This is a genomic window from Streptomyces sp. AM 4-1-1, assembly GCF_029167625.1.
In the GTDB taxonomy this organism is placed as follows: domain Bacteria; phylum Actinomycetota; class Actinomycetes; order Streptomycetales; family Streptomycetaceae; genus Streptomyces.
In genome coordinates this window covers 388,366-405,217 of record NZ_CP119145.1, presented here as the reverse complement: position 1 = coordinate 405,217, position 16,852 = coordinate 388,366, and the positions used below count along the sequence as shown (strand labels likewise).

Here is a 16,852-nt window from a genome sequence, read left to right as displayed (position 1 = left end):
CCCGATGGACACCGGGGACCCGCAGCGCACGCCCGAACTGACCGGATGGTGGCCGCCGCGTCGCGCGGTGGCACTCGCGATGTCCTGCCACCCGGGCCCGGTGGCCGCGGTGACCGGCCTCGCGGTCGCGCTGGGCGTCTGCGTCGGCCTCGGCGCGACCGGCTGTCTGCTGATCGGCGCGGCCGTGCTGACCGGGCAGCTCTCGGTGGGCTGGTGCAACGACGCCTTCGACGCCCGGCGCGACATCGCGGCGGGCCGACGGGACAAACCGGTGGCCGTCGGCTCCCTCGGCCGTGGCACGGTGTGGCGGGCGGCGTTCACCGCTCTGCTGCTGTGCGTCCCGCTGTCACTCGCCTGTGGCCCCGCGTCCGCGGCGGTGCACCTGACGGCGGTCGCCGCCGCGTGGTCCTACAACCTGAGGCTGAAGACCACGGCGCTCTCGTGGCTTCCGTACGTCGTCGGATTCGGAGGTCTCCCCGCTGTCGTCACCCTGAGCCTGCCCGCACGGCCCTGGCCGGAGTGGTGGGTCCTGACGGCCGGGGCGCTGCTGGGGGTCGCCGCTCATCTGGGCGATGTGCTCCCGGACCTGGAGGGCGACCTCAGGGAAGGTGTGCGCGGGCTGCCGCAGCGGCTGGGCGCGACCGGCATCCGGCTGCTGCTGCCCGTCCCGCTGCTGGCGGCGACCGCGGTGCTGGTGCTGGGGCCTCAGGGGTCACCGGGCGGAGGGGGAGTGGCCACGCTGGGGGCGGCGGCGCTCATGGCGTTCGCGGGGCCGGTCCTGGGCCGGTACTGGTCCAGGGCGCCGTTCGTCGGGACCGTGGCCGTGGCGGCGGTGGACGTGACACTGCTCCTGGTACAGGGCACCGCTCTGGTGTGACGGCCCGTGCCCGTGCGGTCGTCCGGCCGCCGCCCGGTGCCGTCCCGCCTGTCCTGGGCGGCGGCCGGCGGGACATGGCGTCCGACCGTGACGACTCCCGGCCCCGGGAGGATACGGCGGAACACAGGGGTGGGGCCGACCAGTCGAACTGGTCGGCCCCACCCCTGGCATCGGTGTCTCAGACGCGACGGTGACGGCCGTAGTAGCCGCCCACCTGCTCGTGATAGCCGGTGTCACCGAGGTGCTTGTCCTTGTCGAACTCGGGCGCTTCCTTGATCTGGTCCTTGGTCAGGTCGACGTAGATCTTCTCTTCGTCCGTATCGACGCGGGTGACGGTGCCCGCGGGCAGCAGCACCTCCTTGCCGAAGATCCAGACTCCGGTGTCCACGACCAGGTACGAGGAACCGACCTCGTCGGAGTGCTTGTCGACCTTGCCGATGCTGCCGTCCTTCGCCTCGACCTTGTAACCGGTCAGGGTGTTGCCGGCGGTGTGGCCGGTCGTCGGCTGGTAGCCCCAGATGTCACTCATGAGAAAGCCTCTCTATCGACGAATGCTCAGCCAAGAGGAAGGCCGCCGAAACGCGGTGACCCTGCCTCGCTGATCCTGGTGCCCTGAGTCCACGGCCTTATGCGATCCGCGTGCGGACGTTTTCCGGCGAGGTCTCCTCGGTGCTCTCCGCACGCGATCACCGGCGGCCGGCCGAAGGAGCACACCGAGGCCGTCATTCCCCGCTCGCCGACGGGATGACAGACTTCCGGCATGAGCGACATCGTCAAGGGCCCCGCCGGCTACTTTCCGTCGATCGAGCGGAAGCACGGCCGGCCGATCGCGGAATGGAAGGACCTCATCAGGTCCTCGCCGCTGACCAAGCACATGGAACTGGTCGACTGGCTCAAGACCGAGCACGGACTCGGGCACGGCCACGCCAACGCCCTCGTCGCGCACACACGTACCGAGGACGCCGAAGCGGCGGACAGGGGGAGCGGCGACGCCTGAGACGCCGCAGCCGCCCGGGGAAAACCTCACACCTGCGAAACACCTGCGGAGCAGCCGTGGAGGTGTCACTGCTCGGGTAGGCCCCCGACGCCCCCTGCCGCACGCGCCACGGCGGCTTCTTCGCCGTCGGGAACCGCGGCACGGGGGCGGGGGCCTCGTCCTGGTGCTGGGCTGGGTCTGAGCCTGGGCTGCTCCTGGCCTGGGCCGGCCTGGGAGCGGACGTTGTCGGATACCCGGCCTTCGGGCGCCTTCAGGCGTTCAGCGACCGTGCCAGTGGAATCCCGGGAGCCTGGTGGCCTCCACTGGCCAGCATGCGCACTTCCGCCCGGCTGCTGATCTCCGCGCGGACGATACCGGTGTCGTCCTCGTAGATCGGGTATCCGCCCGCTCCCGACGCCGTGGTGCGCCGGACGACCACCACGTCATCCGTCCCGGCGGGGTCTCGAAAGACCAGTTCGTAGCTTTCCGGGTAATCCACGCGGGCCTCCCCACAAGGCTCCCAGGGACGTCCGGGAGCGATGCCGCCCCCGGACGGCCGGACGGTCCGGCTCCCATCATCGCCCACACCCGTCCGGCGCGCCTCCGGAAGGTCGGCAGCGAGGGCGGCCGGGCCGCACCGGCCCTCCCTGCGCCGTCACCAGGCGACCGGCAGCTCCCGCAGCCCGCTGAAGAACTCCTTCGAACGCCAGCGAAGCTTCTCGACGGGAACGCCGAGCCGCAGTCCCGGCATCCGGGTCGCCACGCGCTCCAGGGCCACCTGGAGTTCCAGCCGGGCGAGATGGGCGCCGAGGCAGTAGTGCGTGCCGTACCCGAAGCTCACGTGGGCGGCCCCGGAGCGGTCGAGGACGAGCTGGTCCGGATCGGGGAAGACTCCCGGATCCCGATTGGCGGCCGCCTGGGAGACGACGACGGCTTCGCCCGCGCGGATGAGGACCCCGCCCAGTTCGATGTCCTCCAGGGCGTAGCGCGGCAGGATCAGCCCGTTCAACAGCGGTACGTACCGCAGCAGTTCCTCGACGGCCTTGGGGACGAGGCCGGGCTCGGCACGCAACCGGGCCAGCAGGTCCTGGTCGCCGTCGGGACGCAGCAGGAGCAGGGAGAAGAAGTTCGCGATCTGGTTGGTGGTGGTCACGAAGCCGCCGATGAGCACCTCGTTGAGGAGTTCCGACAGCTCCCGCTCGGAGAGGGTGCCGTCCTGGTCGCAGGCCCTGATGAGGACGGTGAGCAGGTCGTCGGCCGGTTCCTCACGACGGGCCGCCACCCAGCCGTTCATCCGCTCGAAGAACGCGCCGGCCTTCTCCTGGATCACCTCCGGCGCCGCGTTGCCCGCGCAGACGGTGTCCGCCCAGGCGCGTACGTGGTGGTGGTCCTCGTACGGCACACCGACCAGTTCGCAGATGAGCGTCATGGGCAACGGGAACGCGAAATCCTCGACGAGATCGGCGGGCGGCCCGGTCTCCACCATGCGGTCCAGCAGCTCATCGGCGTTCTCCCGGACCCGGTCGCGCAGATGCTCGATGCGCCGGGCCGTGAACTCCTTGCTCAGCAGCGAACGCATCCGGGTGTGATCGGGCGCGTCGATGGCGATGAGGCCGCCACCGACCCGGGGCATCGGGCTGATCCGGGGATGGTCGCGGCGGACGGCCTCCGAGAGGCTGAACCTGGCGTCCGACAGGACCGCGCGGACATCCTCGTGGCCGGTGACGAGCCAGGCGTCCTCACCGTACGGCAGACGCACCCGGGCGAGGGGTTTGTCCCGCAGCTCGCGGTAGTCGGGGTGGAGGCCGAGGCCCTCGGTGGTCCAGAACGGGTAGGCGAGGGGTTCCGGGCACTGCTCGGCATGCTGCTTCTGGGGGGACACGCGGATGTCTGCCTTTCCTGGTGGTTCGGTGGTGGTGAGAGGTCAGCGCGAGAGGCGCACGGGTTCGGCGCGTGGCCGGGGCAGCGGCCCGGGAGCGGGAGGGCTCGCGAGCGGGCCCGGGGGCAGGACGACATGGGTCGGTGGCGGCGCGGTGTCGTCGACGGACGCGGTGAAACCGATCCCGTCGTCACGGCAGATGAACTGCATCACCTGACGCCCGGCGGTGGCGGCCCTGATGAGACCACCGGTCGTGGCCCACACACCGGAGAGGTAGAAGTTCCCGAGACCAGGCAGGACCGGCCCGTGCTTCTTGACGAGCGTCTCCATCGTCTCGCCGCTCTCGACGAAGGGCTGCCAGCCGAGGACGGTGCCCTCGTAGCTCCCCGTGTAGCGGATCTGGGTGAGTGGAGTGCAGATGTCACGGACCGCGACCGAGTCCCCGAGTCCCGGGTAGCGCTCGTCGAGGAAGTCCACGATCACATCCCTGACCTGACGCTTGGCCACCGAGTACGTGCGCCCGCGGCGTACCGGCAGTGTGTGCAGCTCCGCCCCGCGACGCCGGCGGCTGAGCTGTTCGGGACCCTCGCTCAGCTCCCGCCACGGCGCGGCGTCGGCGAAGTACGTGGCGTAGACGACGGTCGTGTCCTGGGGCGACAGCTCGGGATAGTGCCTGCTGCGGAACTGGACGTTGATGCTCGGATGACGGATACCGGTCAGCCTGGACGCCATCGACTCGTCCAGCAGATGGGTGGTGGTGGGCTCCCCCTCGGGGAAGGGGCGCCGAAGGCCGAGGAACACACTGACGTAGCCGGGGAAGACCATGCCCGGTTCCTTGAGGGTCTTCTCGTAGAGCTGCCGGTACGTGTCGTCGAGATAGCGGCCGTCGAGGAACCGCAGCAGGGTGGCCGGGCCGTCGCAGGCCGACACGACGACGTCGGCGTGGTACTCACGCCCGTCGGAGAGCCGGACCCCGACCGCCCGGTCGTTCTCGACGAGGATCTTCTCGACCTTGGCGTTGTACGTGATCTCCCCGCCCAGCCGCTTGTACCGCTCCTCGATGGAGCGGGCCAGGCCGAGCGAACCTCCCTCGGGCACCCCGGCCGCCCGGTGTGCCTGCGCGGCCAGTTGGAAGTAGAACGGCAGCACGGGGAAGTTGGGATGCTTCTCGTACAGGATGTAATTGAACGCCTCCTGGAGCAGCGGGTCCTCGAACCTCCCCGAGTACTCCGACATCAGCACCGACATGGAGGTGCGGAACAGATTGACGTAGGGGACGAAACGGGCCAGCATCCGCCAGCGCTCCCACCGGCCCATCAGCGCCACAGGCTTGAGGAACGGGTAGGTGGGCAGGACGGTGATGAACTTCCGCAGCCCGGAGCAGAAGGCGCGGATGGGCCGGGCGTCGGCCGGTGAGAGTGACAGCAGATGCGCTTCGAGCCGGTCCGGATCGCAGTAGAAGTGGACGGCCCGGCCGTCCCGGCCCCGCACGATGTTGAACACGTCGAAGTGACGCATCTCCTTGCCCTGGAGCGCGCCCAGTTCGAGCCAGATCTGGTGCATCTCGGTGCCGGGCCCGTTGCCCAGAAGCCAGCTGATGCAGCAGTCGAACGTGAAGGCGCCCCGCCCCCAGCCGGTGCAGCAGCCACCGGGGATCTCGTGCATCTCGAAGATCCGGCTGCGGTACCCGTTCATCTGCGCGTAGCAGCCGGTGGACAGCCCTCCCAGCCCCCCACCGATGACGATCATGGTCTCTCTGCGCTTGGCGGACGGCATGCCGTGCTCTCCTCGGAGTTTCATCGTGTGCCTCACCGGACCCCGCGCTGTTCGAGCTGCGGCAGCCGGCCCAGCTTTCCCGGGTGCCAGGGGTCCGTGCCCCCGCTCTCCCACGCCCGGAACTCGATGCCCAGCTCCTGGCAGAGGTACTGCGTGACGAACCGGCCGCTCGCCGCGGTGCGGATCAGACTGCCGCCGCCGAACCACTGTCCGGCCAGCGAGAACCCGCTCAGGCCCGGGAGCCGCAACCGGTCCTTGTTGATGATCCCGGTGATCACGTCGTCGGCGTCGGTGAACGACTTCCAGCCGAGGATGCTGCCGCCCTGGACGCCGGTGTACCGCTCGGTGGTCGAGGGCGAGGCCACATCGATGACCTCGATGGCCGCGCCGATGCCGGGGTGGCGGCGCTCCAGGAACGTACGGACGAAGTCGGCCACTTCCTGTTTGCGGGCCCAGTACGCCTTGCGGTCGGTGCGCCGAAGCTCCTTCCAGTAGCCGTAGTCGCTGAAGTACGTGCAGTGGACGACCGACTTGCCCGGCGGGGCGAAACCGTCGGAGTACCGCGAGCGCAGCTGCACGACGAGGCTCTTCTGCAGCGCCTTCGGCAGGGCGGCGCTGTCCTCCTCGGACAGCAGGTGGGTGGTGCTGTGCGGTACGTCCGGGCCGAGCTCGCCCCGCAGCCCGACGAACGCCGACACCACCCCGGGATAGAGGAGTTCCGGCCGGTGCGTCATCTCCTTGAAGAGGGTGTCGACCCTCGGGCTGGAGTACCGGCCGCCCAGCAGTCCGTCGATGGTGGTGCGGCCGTCGCACGCGGAGACGACATGATCGGCGTAGTGCCGCTCCCCGCCCCGCAGCTCCACCCCGATCGCCCGGTCGTTCTCCACGATGACCCGCTCCACCCGGGCCCGGTAGTCGACCCGTCCGCCCAGCGAGGTGTACCGCTCCTCGACCGACCGGGCCAGTCCCAGCGAACCCCCCTGCGGGAAACCGGCGTTGAGGTGGTGCGCGCTCGCCATGTTGAACAGATAGGGCAGCAGCGGGAAGACCTCGTGGTCCTGGAAGAAGATGAACGGGAACGCCCGCCGCAGCAACGGGTCCTGGAACCGGTCCGAGAAGCGTTCCATGCGGGTCGCGGCGGTCCGCCAGAAGAGGACGAAGGCAGGCAGGACGGTCCGCAGGGTGGCCAGCCTCTGCCGGAGCGTCTGCAGCGGCGCGGGGGTGAGGAACGGATAGAGGTTGATGTCGATGAAGCGCCTCAGATCCCGGCAGAAGGCGCGGATCGGCCGGGCGTCGGCGGGCGAGAGCTCCAGCAGATGGCGTTCCAGCCGGTCGGGGTCGTTGTAGAAGGTCACCGAGCGGCCGTCCTCGTCGGTGACGGTGTTGAACATCTCGAAGTTCGCGATGGTCTTGCCGTCGAGGGCGCCGAGTTCCCGCCACACCTGGCTGGCGTCGTTCCCGCGGCCGGTACCGGTGAGCCATTCGATGCAGTAGTCGAAGACGTAGTCCTGGCGGGACCACGCCGTGCAGCAGCCCCCGGGCAGCACGTGCCGCTCGAAGATGCGGGTCTCGGCGCCGCTCATCTGGGCGTAGCAGCCGGTCGAGAGGCCACCGATGCCGGCGCCGATCACGATGACCCGGGGTTTGTCGCCGGGCGCCCTGTCACGGGCCTCCCAGACGGGGCGGGTGTCACGCGACATGGGTCTCACCGCCGGAGAGGTCGGCGAAACCGCTGAGCGCGGCGAGCGCGAGTTCGGCGTTCTGCGCGGCGTACTTCGCGTCCAGCATCTCGGCGTGTGTCCCGAAGCCGCGCAGCAGTTCGGTGCGGGTCGACGAGCTGCCGTGCCACGTGCCGCGCTGCCCCGCCGCGTAGAGGACGGCCTTCCGCTCGTCGGAGATCACGCTCACGGTCGCCGTCACCGTCCCCAGGTTCGGCGTCCGGCCGCAGAAGTCCAGGTATTCCCGGGCCTGTTCGAGCGTCTGGTCGGTGACGGCCCGCGAGCCGGTGTGCCGGTGCAGATGTTCACGCAGTTCGAGCTCGAAGGCCTCGATGTGCTCGTCGGCCAGGGCCCGCGCCTCCAGGATGCGGTACGAGTCCATGATCACCACATGGCCCACGTCACGCCCTCGTCGTTCGAGTTCCTTGGCGATCTCGAACGCGAGGTTGCCGCCGAGGGAGTACCCGAGGAGGGGGCAGGGACCGTCCGGGCGAAGCGACTCGACCAGGTCGGCGTAGTGGTTCACCTTGTCGCCGTCGACGTGGTTGAAGGCGACCAGCTCGTACTGCGGCAGATGAGCGGCGAACCGCCGGTAGACCAGTCCATGGCCGCCGGCCGGCGGGAAGCAGAACAGCGCGGGGCCCTGACCGGAGTTGAAGGTCAGATACGGGCGGTTCCCGGAGATCCTGCCGGTGACGATGTCCTCGACCGTCCGGGCCATGCCGTGCAGGGTGGTGACCTTGAACAGCAGTCCGACCGGGATGGCGATGCCGAACTCGGCCTGGAGCTGGTGAATGAGCTCGATCAGCCGGATGGAGCTGCCACCGGACGCGAAGAAGTCACTTCGCAGTCCCATGTGTTCCGTGCCGAGCAGATCCTCCCAGTGGGCGGCCATGCGCTGTTCGTAGAGGGTGACCGGCGGTTCATGACTCTCCTCGGCCGTCTCCGGCCGAGGCTCCGGCAGGGACGCGGTGTCCACCTTTCCGTTGGCCGTCACCGGCAGTGCGTCCAGCGTCGTGAAGTACGTCGGAATGAGATACGTGGGCAGATGCGCGGCGAGATGGCCCCGCAGCGTACGGGTGTCGAGCGTGGAACCGGTGGCCGGGACGCAGTAGGCGCACAGGACGGCCTCTCCCCGGGCATCCGTGCGTACCGTGACGCAGGCCTGCGCGAGGTCCTGCCTGGACATCAGCAGGGACTCGATCTCGCCGGGTTCGATGCGGTGGCCGCGTACCTTGATCTGGGAGTCGGCGCGCCCCAGCAGATGCAACCGTCCCCACGCGTCCCGGCGGGCCAGGTCCCCGGTGCGGTACAGCCGCTCGGGTACGGCCCCGGGGCCCCGGTCCAGGGTCATGGACACGAAGCGGTCGGCGGTCTGCTCGGGATCTCCCGCGTAGCCGAGGGCGAGACCCGCGCCACCGACCCAGAGCTCACCGACGACCCCGGGCGGGACCGGCTGACGTCGTGTGTCGAGCACCCGCAGCGAGCAGTTGGGCAGCGGAGCGCCGATCGGCACCGTCTGATGGGGGTCCAGCCCGTCCGTGCAGCCCTCGAAGCAGGCGCTGTCGACGGCCGCCTCCGTCAGCCCGTACGAGTTGATGACACGGGTCTCCGGCCCGCACAGGCGGCGCAGCCGCTCGTACTCCTCGACCTTCCAGGTGTCCGAGCCGACGATCATCAGGCGCATGAACGCCAGTCGGTGACCGCTCTGCTCGCAGTGGTTCATCAGAACGCGGACCACCGCCGGGACGAACTCGGCGCAGTCGACCCGCTCGGCCGTCATCGTCTCGTACAGCCGGGCGGTGTTCAGCAGCAGATCGCGCCCGACCAGCACCAGCCGTCCACCCGAGCACAACGCCCGGACGAGATCGCCCGTGAACACGTCGAACGACACACCGGCCATCTGCAGATGGACACCCGGGGCCGTGTCGAGACCGTACTCCTCGCGCCAGGCCGCCTGGACGGCGGCGAGTGCGCGGTGGCTGACCCGCACGGCCTTGGGGCGGCCCGTCGACCCCGAGGTGTGGATGACGTACGCGGGTGTGTCCATGTCGAAGGCGCCGTCGTCGAACTCCGTCGCGTCACCGCCACCGTCGCCACCGTCGCCGGCGGCGCCGGGAGCGTCGACGGTGAGGAGTTCGGTGCGCAGCTCCGTGAGCCGCGCGCTCCCCGCCTCGTCGGTGACGACGAGCACCGCTTCGGCGTTGCGGGCCATGAACACCAGCCGGTCGACGGGGTGTTCGGGGTCGAGCGGGGTGTACGCGGCTCCCGCCCGGAGGACGGCCAGCAGCGCGACGACCAGTTCGGCCGATTTGGGGAGGCAGACGGCGACGACGTCCCCCGAACGCACTCCTCGGGCGCGCAGCCTGCCCGCCAGGACCCGGGTCCGGTCCTCCAGCTCCCGGTACGTCAGATGCCGGGCCGGACCGCTGTCGGAGGGGACGGTGAGCGCGACGGCGTCCGGAACGCGGCCGGAGACCTCGGCGACCAGCCGGTGCACCGGCACGTCGTGCGGTACCGGGCGGCCCACGGCCGCCGAGTCGTGCAGCACCCGCTCGCGTTCCTCAGGTCCCAGCATGTCGAGCAGCGCCACCGGCCGGTCCGCCGGGGCCCGGGTCAGCGCCTCCAGCACGGTGACGTAGTGCCCGACCATCCGGCGCACGGTCCCGGGCAGGAACAGATCGGTGTTGTACTTCAGCACACAGTGGAAGCGGTGCTCCGACTCGTCCTCGTACGCCGACAGCGTGAGGTCGAACTGCCCTTCCTCCTCAGGGAGTTCGATGTAGTCGAGATGGTAGCCGTACTGCTGGGTCGCCACCTTGTGGGCCAGCAGGATGAACATCGCCTGGAACACCGCGGACCGGCTCGGATCGTGCTGGAGGCCCAGCTTCTCCACCAGCAGGACGAACGGATACTCCTGGTTGTCCAGACCGCCGAGGACGGTCCGGCGGACCTGGGCCAGGAACGAGGCGACCGACGGCGCCCCCGAGAAATCGGCGTGCAAGGGGAGCGGATTCACGAAATAGCCGTAGACGGAGGCGAAGCCCTCATCGGTCCGGCCGGTCACCGGGCTGCCCACGATGATGTCGTCCTGGCCGGAGTAGCGGTGGAGCAGGATGTAATAGGCGCTGATCAGCACCATGAACACCGTCACATCGTGTTCCCGGGCCAACGCGTGGACCCGGGCGCTGAGTTCGGAGTCGAGGACGAAGAACTCCGACGCGCCGTTGTGGGTCTGCACCGCGGGCCGGGGCCGGTCGGTCGGCAGCTCAAGGGGCGGGATCTCGGCAGGCAGGGCGGCGCGCCAGTGGTCCAGCATGCGTTCCGCGTCCGGCGAGGCCAGGAACTGGTTCTGCCGGTTGAGGAAGTCCAGGTACCGGGCCGGTACGGGAGGCAACTGGACCGGCCGGCCCGCGCGCATCCCCTCGTAGAGCGCGAGAAGCTCCTCGATGAAGGTGAACGTGGAGATCGCGTCCGAGATGATGTGGTGGACGGCCTTCATGATGATCCACCGGTCCGGGCCGCGCTTGAAGAGCCGGAACCGGATCAGCGGGTCGTGTTCGAGGTCGTACGGCCTGCGGTACTCACGGACGATCATGTCGTGGATGTCGTCCCAGTCACGGCCCTGGACGTCGAACAGCGCCACATCCGGCTCACCGGTCTCCGACACCCGCTGCACCGGCTGCCCCTCCTCCATCGAGAAGTTGGCACGCAGCACCGGATGGCGGGCGACGAGCACCCGCACGGCGTCGAACATCAGCTCCGGCTCAAGGGCGACCTCCACCTCGACGGCCCCGCCGATGTTGTAGGCGAACCCGTCGGGATTGAGCTGCTTGAGGAACCACAGGGCCTTCTGGTTCTGCGTGAGCGGATGGCAGGACATGTCCTCGTACAACTCGACCGACGCGCCGCTGCCCGCCGCCCCCGCCGCCTCGGTGGCCAGCGCCGCGGCCGCCGCGTGGAGCTGGCCGATCAGCTCGCGGTTGCGGGCACCGCTGAGAAGGGCCACCACAGGCAGGGCGACACCCGTCTCGGAATGGATACGGGCACGCAGTTCCATGGCGAGGAGGGAGTCGAGACCCAGCGAACCAAGGCTGTTCGCCGGTTCGATCTGCTCGGCCGGCACGCGCAGCACGGCCGCGGCCAGCGCGGTGAACCGGTCGGTGACGAGCCGGTCGCGTTCCTCCTCGCCGGCCGAGCGGAAGACATCGAGGAAGTTGCTCTGCTCGTCCCCGGACGTGCCGTCCCCGGACGCCGCGTCGGCCGCGAGACGGGCCACGAGCGGGGGCGGTGACGCGTACCAGGCGAGAAACGTCTTCCAGTCGACGATCGTGGCGATCAGCAGCTGCGGGCGGTCCTGGCCGATGACCCGCTCCAGGACGGCCATGCCCGTGGAGGGCGACAGCGAACTCATCCCACGACTGTTGCGGTAGTGCTCGACGAGACCGAGTTCCTCGATCATGCCGGTCGCCCATGGCCCCCAGTCCAGACTGAGCGCGGGCAGCCCCAGGGACCTGCGGTGGTGAGCCAGCGCGTCGAGGAACGCGTTGCCCGCCGCGTAGTTGGTCTGGCCCGTCGTCGTGAGCAGTGACGCGACGGAGGCGAAGAGCACGAAATGGTCGAGCGGTTCGTCCCTCAGATGGTGGTGGAGCAGCCAGGCACCGGCCGCCTTGGGCACCAGGACCGCGTCGAAGACGGTCCGGTCCATGTCCCGGACGAGTGTGTCCCGGACATGCCCGGCCAGATGGAACACACCGCGTACCGGCGGTGCGTCCTGCGCCCGGTACGCGGCCAGCCAGCCGGCCAGGGCCCGCTCGTCGGTGATGTCCAGGGCCGCGTGGACGGGATGAGCGCCGAGGGCTTCCAGTTCCTTGACGAAACGTGCGTTGTCGGCTGCCGGGGACGTGGGATCGAGGTCGCGCCAGGTGCCGCGGTCGGGCAGCGGGGTCCGGCCGACGAGGACCAGATGCCGGGCTCCGCACCGCACGAGGAACCGGCACAGCAGCCGGCCGAGAGCGCCGAAGGCGCCCGTCACCAGGTACGCCCCGTCCGGCCTCAGACGTGCCGGCAGCGGCCGGGTGAGTTCGGGCCGGGTGAGCGTACTGACGAGGCGACGGCCGTCACGCAGGGCGACCTCGTCGTCGCCCTGCCCCGGTTCGGCGGCGGTGGACAGGATCTCGTGCAGCAGCGCGTCGGCCTCGGCGCGGTGGTCCGGGCCCGCGCCGCCGCCGGCCGGTGCGAGGTCGATCAGTTTGCCCCGGTGGGTGGTCAGTTCCTGGTGGCGCAGTACGCGGCCGATGCCCCAGGCGGGGGCGCCCAGCGGTTCGACAGGAGCCCCCGGTGTCGTGGGCTGTGTCCCACGGGTGACGATGTGCAGCGCGGCCGGGGAACCGGTCTGTCCGGGATCGTCCTGGAGCGCCTGCGCGAGGGCGATCAGGGAGTACGCACCGACGGCGCTGTGTTCGTCGAGCCGGTCACGCGTCGTGCCGTCCAGCGTCGGCAGGTCGAGGTTCCACAGATGGACGACTGTGCCGACGGGCGGTGCGGGACGGTTGCCGGACCCTTCCGTTCCGCCTCCCGATGCCTCGGCCAGGTCGGTCAGCAGTCGGCGCAGGTCCTCGGCGCGTCCGGGCGCCACCACGGAGACGCCGGACTCACGGTCGAACGCGTAGGAATCTCCAGGGCGAACGACATGGCAGTGGCCGCCGCGGGACGTCACGAGTTCGGCGAGTGCGTCCGCGACCCCGCCGGGCCCGTCGGCGAGGAGCAGCCATGTACCGGGGGAGGACAGGGCGGCCGCCGAGGCGACTTCGGCGGGAGCCTCGGTCCAGGTCGGTTCGGCGAGCCAGTTGTCGATCGTGCCGAGCCCCACGGTGGCCGACGCCTTCTCGACATCGGCGGCACGGAATCCGCCGATGTGTCCGAGCGGGCGCCCGTCGTCCCCGTAGAGGGCGATGTCGCCGACGAGTTCGTCGTCCCGCCGCCGGGTGACCGTGGCGTGGGCCCACAGGGGCTGGTCGCCGACGGGAGAAGTGTGCACGTCGGTGACGGACAGCGGCAGCAGAATGCCGGTACCGGGTGCTCCGGGGCCGCCGGCGTTCACCGGTCCGGCCGGACCGGTGAACAGTCCCGCGGTGAGGAGAGCCTGGAAGCAGGAGTCGAGCAGGACAGGGTGGACGTGGTGGTGCGCGGCGCCGTCACCGATCACCTTCGGCGGCCGGATTCTGGCCAGGGCCTCGCCCTCGCCGGTCCACACCTCCTCGATGCCCTGGAAGGCCGGACCGTAGTCGTAACCGAGGGCGCTCAACTCGGCGTAGCAGTCCGGAGCCGACAGGTGCCGGCCGCCACGGGCCGCGACCGCGTCGAAGTCCAGTGGCGCCCCGGCGGCGCGTCGGTCCCCGGTGCGCACGACGCCGCACGCGTGGACGGCCGGTTCGTCGGCCGCCCCGGTGCCGGTCGCGATGGTGAAGGCGGCGTTCTGTGTCGAGAAGGACAGCTGTGCACTGCGGGGCGCGTCGTCGGGGAGGAACAGGGCCTTGCGCAGTTCGATGTCACCGAGTGCGACGTCCGTACCGCCGGTCATCGCCCGGACCGCCTGGGCGGCCATTTCGAGGTAGCCGGCGGCCGGGAACAGGGCCCGGCCCTGGATGCGATGGTCGGCGAGGTAGGGCGCGGTCTCGACGTCGAGCATGACCTCCCATGCGGGTTCCGCCGTGGCCAGCCGACGGCCGAGCAGAGGGTGGTCGACCTGGCCGAGCCTGATCTGCGCCACCGGCGCGGGCTCGGTCCAGTACCGGTCGCGCTTCCACGGATAGCGCGGCAGCGGCACGATCCGGCCCCGCGGATGCAGTACGTCCCAGTCGAGCGGGAAGCCGAGATTGTGGAGTGCGGCGAGGGATGTGGTGAAGGCCGCCTGCTCGTCCTCCTCACGACGGATCGACGGCAGGGTCAGCACCTCGTCACCGGGCTCTTCGGCGGGGCGGTCGGCGAGGCATTCCCTGATCGAGTGGGCCAGCACGGGATGCGGGCCGATCTCCAGGAACAGGCGGTGTCCGTCGTCGGCCAGACGCTCGACCGCGGACCGGAAACGGACGCTGTCGCGGACGTTGTCCCACCAGTAGGCCGCGTCGAGCTCGGTGCCCTGGGCGCGTCCCTCCCGGCCGGTCAGATAGAGCGGTACCCGGGCGGGTCGCGGTTCGATGTCGGCGAGACCTTCGAGCAGTTCGTCCTTGATCTGTTCCATCTGGGGGCTGTGGTAAGGCACCCGGACGGTGAGGAACTTGGCGAAGATCTGCTCGGCGCGCAGACTCTCGGCGTACGCCGTCAGAGCCGCCTCGTCGCCCGCCAGGGTCAGCGAGGCCGGACCGTTCACCGCGGCGACGGAGACCACGTCCCGGTACGGGCGGAGGCGGCGCACCGCCTCGTCCTCGGGAAGGCCCACGGCGAGCATCGTGCCGGTGCCCACGAGGCGCTGCTGGAGCCGGCTGCGGTGGACGGCGATTCGTGCCGCGTCACGCAGACTGTAGACGCCCGCCTCGTGAAAGGCGGCGATCTCGCCGGTGCTGTGACCGACGATGGCGTCCGGTCGCACACCATGGGCACGCCACAGAGCGGCGAGGCCGACCTGCACGGCGAAGTTCGCGGGCTGGGCCAGCCAGGTCTCGGCCATCCGGGAATCGGCCGCGTCGGCGTTCATCTCGTCGATGAGCGACCAGTCGGTGAGGGCGGCGATTTCCCGGTCGCAGCGCTCGACCGCCTCCCGGTAGACGGGCTGGGAGGCGAACAACTCCCGGCCCATGCCCCACCACTGGGGGCCCATACCGGTGAACGCCCAGACCAGGCGACGCTGTCGGGGCTCGCGGCACCGGTCCGTGAGCACCCGGGGATGGGCCTCGCCCCGCGCATAGGCCGCGAGGGCCCCGTCCAGTTCGTCACGGGACGAGTAGACGACGGACAGCCGGGCGGAGTGGTGCTGGCGGCGGTGCGCGAGGGTGTGACCGAGATCGGCGGTGGACACGGCCCGTACACCGGTCCGGTCTCCCGCACCGTCCGGTCCGGCCAGCTCCCGGCGGATCTCCTCCGCCAGCACCGGAAGACCGGAGGCGTCCCGGGCGGTCAGCGGAAGAATGCTGTAACGGGGACGGGAGTGCGCGGGCCCGGCCTTCCCCGCCGTTTCGGCCTCGGCCGTCGTCGGCCCGGGACTTCCCTCCTGCTGCGTCCCCGTCCCGGACTGCGTCGGAACGAGTCCCCCCGCGTCCGGGCGGGTTGCGGCGGGAGCCTCCAGCAGAACATGCGCGTTGGTGCCACCGAAGCCGAACGCGTTGACACCCGCCCGCGCAGGGCCGACGTGCGCCGGCCAGTGGGTCACCCCGCTCGGGATGTCGAAGGGCAGCGCCGCCAGATCGATGCCGGGGTTGAGCTGTTCCAGATTGATGTGCGGCGGGATCAGCCCGTGCTCGATGCTGAGAGCCGTCTTGATCAGGCCGGCGATTCCGGCGGCCGACTCGGTGTGCCCGATGTTGGTCTTGACCGAGCCGACGTAGCAGGCGGCGCCCGGCTCACGGCCCCTGGCGAGGGCCCGGCCGAGGGCGTTGGCCTCGACGGGGTCGCCGACCGGCGTGGAGGTACCGTGCGCCTCGACGTACTGGAGGTCGCCCGGCGTGATCCCGGCCTCCGCGCACACCCGCTCGATCAGCGCGGCCTGCGCGTCACCGTTGGGCACGGTGATGCCGTTGGTGCGGCCGTCCTGATTGACGCCGCTCGCGGTGATCACGGCGTGGATCGGGTCGCCGTCGCGGACGGCGTCCGCGAGGCGTTTCAGGGCGACGACACCGACTCCTTCGGCACGGACGTAGCCGTCCGCACCCGCGTCGAACGCGCGGGACCGGCCCTCGGTGGAGAGGAACCCTCCCTTGGTCTCCGCGATCGTGTACTGCGGGGCCAGATGCAGCAGGGTGCCGCCGGCCAGGGCCAGCGTGCTCTCGCCCCGGCGCAGGCTCTCGCAGGCCAGATGCACAGCGACCAGGGACGAACTGCACGCGGTGTCGATCGAGACGCTGGGCCCGCGGAAGTCGAAACAGTGCGAGATGCGGTTCGACACCATTGTCATCATCGTGCCGGTCGCCGTGTGCGCGTCGAGGGTGTCGAACCCGAGGTCCGCAAACTGAAGGATCTTGTAGTCCAGGGTGAAAGCGCCGACGAACACACCGACATCACTCCCGGCCAGCTCGGCCGGTTTCTGGCCGCCGTCCTCCAGGGCCTCCCACGCCACCTCCAGCAGCTTTCGCTGCTGCGGGTCCATGTAGTGCGCTTCCCGGGGGCTGATGCCGAAGAAGGCGGGGTCGAACTCGTCGAAACCGTCGATGTATCCACCCCGGCCGCCCACCAGGCGGCCTGGTTTCGCCTTGTCCCGGCTGCCCAGAGTGGTCACGTCGTATCTGTCGGACGGAGTCGGTGTGATGCAGTCCTTGCCGTCCAGCAGGTTCCGCCAGAACTCGCGGTGGTCGCACGCTCCGCCGGGGAAACGGCAGCCGATACCGATGATCGCGATCTTCTCGGGAGGCGTGGTTCGGAGCGAGTCAGCCATGGTCGGCTCCTTGATTCGTAACGGGAAATAACAGGAATAA

8 protein-coding genes are annotated in these 16,852 nt (G+C 70.2%); 2 read left to right on the top strand and 6 right to left on the bottom strand.

Annotated elements, in window-relative coordinates; genetic code table 11:
• Nucleotides 1-4: 4 nt before the first annotated feature.
• Nucleotides 5-877 (top strand): UbiA family prenyltransferase, encoded by an 873-nt coding sequence (locus PZB75_RS01780; protein WP_275533503.1) that lies wholly within the window; start codon nucleotides 5-7, stop codon nucleotides 875-877.
• Between the two features lie 178 nt (nucleotides 878-1,055).
• Here the strand turns inward: PZB75_RS01780 and PZB75_RS01775 are convergent, their stop codons facing one another.
• Complete coding sequence (locus PZB75_RS01775; protein WP_275533502.1) at nucleotides 1,056-1,406, bottom strand: PRC-barrel domain-containing protein; 351 nt, start codon at nucleotides 1,404-1,406, stop codon at nucleotides 1,056-1,058.
• 231 nt (nucleotides 1,407-1,637) lie between these two features.
• Between PZB75_RS01775 and PZB75_RS01770 the strand changes: the two genes are divergently transcribed.
• Nucleotides 1,638-1,874: a DUF4287 domain-containing protein gene (locus PZB75_RS01770; RefSeq protein ID WP_275533501.1), complete on the top strand. Its 237-nt coding sequence runs from the start codon at nucleotides 1,638-1,640 to the stop codon at nucleotides 1,872-1,874.
• A gap of 250 nt (nucleotides 1,875-2,124) precedes the next feature.
• Here PZB75_RS01770 and PZB75_RS01765 read toward each other — a convergent pair whose 3' ends face one another.
• From PZB75_RS01765 to PZB75_RS01745, 5 genes are all read right to left on the bottom strand, one after another.
• Nucleotides 2,125-2,352, bottom strand: coding sequence for a DUF6296 family protein (locus PZB75_RS01765; protein WP_275533499.1), 228 nt, complete (start codon nucleotides 2,350-2,352; stop codon nucleotides 2,125-2,127).
• Nucleotides 2,353-2,508: 156 nt separating this feature from the next.
• Complete coding sequence (locus PZB75_RS01760; protein WP_275533498.1) at nucleotides 2,509-3,735, bottom strand: cytochrome P450; 1,227 nt, start codon at nucleotides 3,733-3,735, stop codon at nucleotides 2,509-2,511.
• A gap of 42 nt (nucleotides 3,736-3,777) precedes the next feature.
• On the bottom strand, nucleotides 3,778-5,481 hold the full coding sequence (locus PZB75_RS01755; protein WP_275538545.1) for an NAD(P)/FAD-dependent oxidoreductase: 1,704 nt from the start codon (nucleotides 5,479-5,481) through the stop codon (nucleotides 3,778-3,780).
• A 59-nt stretch (nucleotides 5,482-5,540) separates the two neighbouring features.
• On the bottom strand, nucleotides 5,541-7,208 hold the full coding sequence (locus PZB75_RS01750; RefSeq protein ID WP_275533497.1) for an NAD(P)/FAD-dependent oxidoreductase: 1,668 nt from the start codon (nucleotides 7,206-7,208) through the stop codon (nucleotides 5,541-5,543).
• On the bottom strand, nucleotides 7,198-16,812 hold the full coding sequence (locus PZB75_RS01745) for a non-ribosomal peptide synthetase/type I polyketide synthase (RefSeq protein ID WP_275533496.1): 9,615 nt from the start codon (nucleotides 16,810-16,812) through the stop codon (nucleotides 7,198-7,200). The genes PZB75_RS01750 and PZB75_RS01745 overlap by 11 nt, the downstream gene beginning before the upstream one ends.
• Nucleotides 16,813-16,852: the final 40 nt, after the last annotated feature.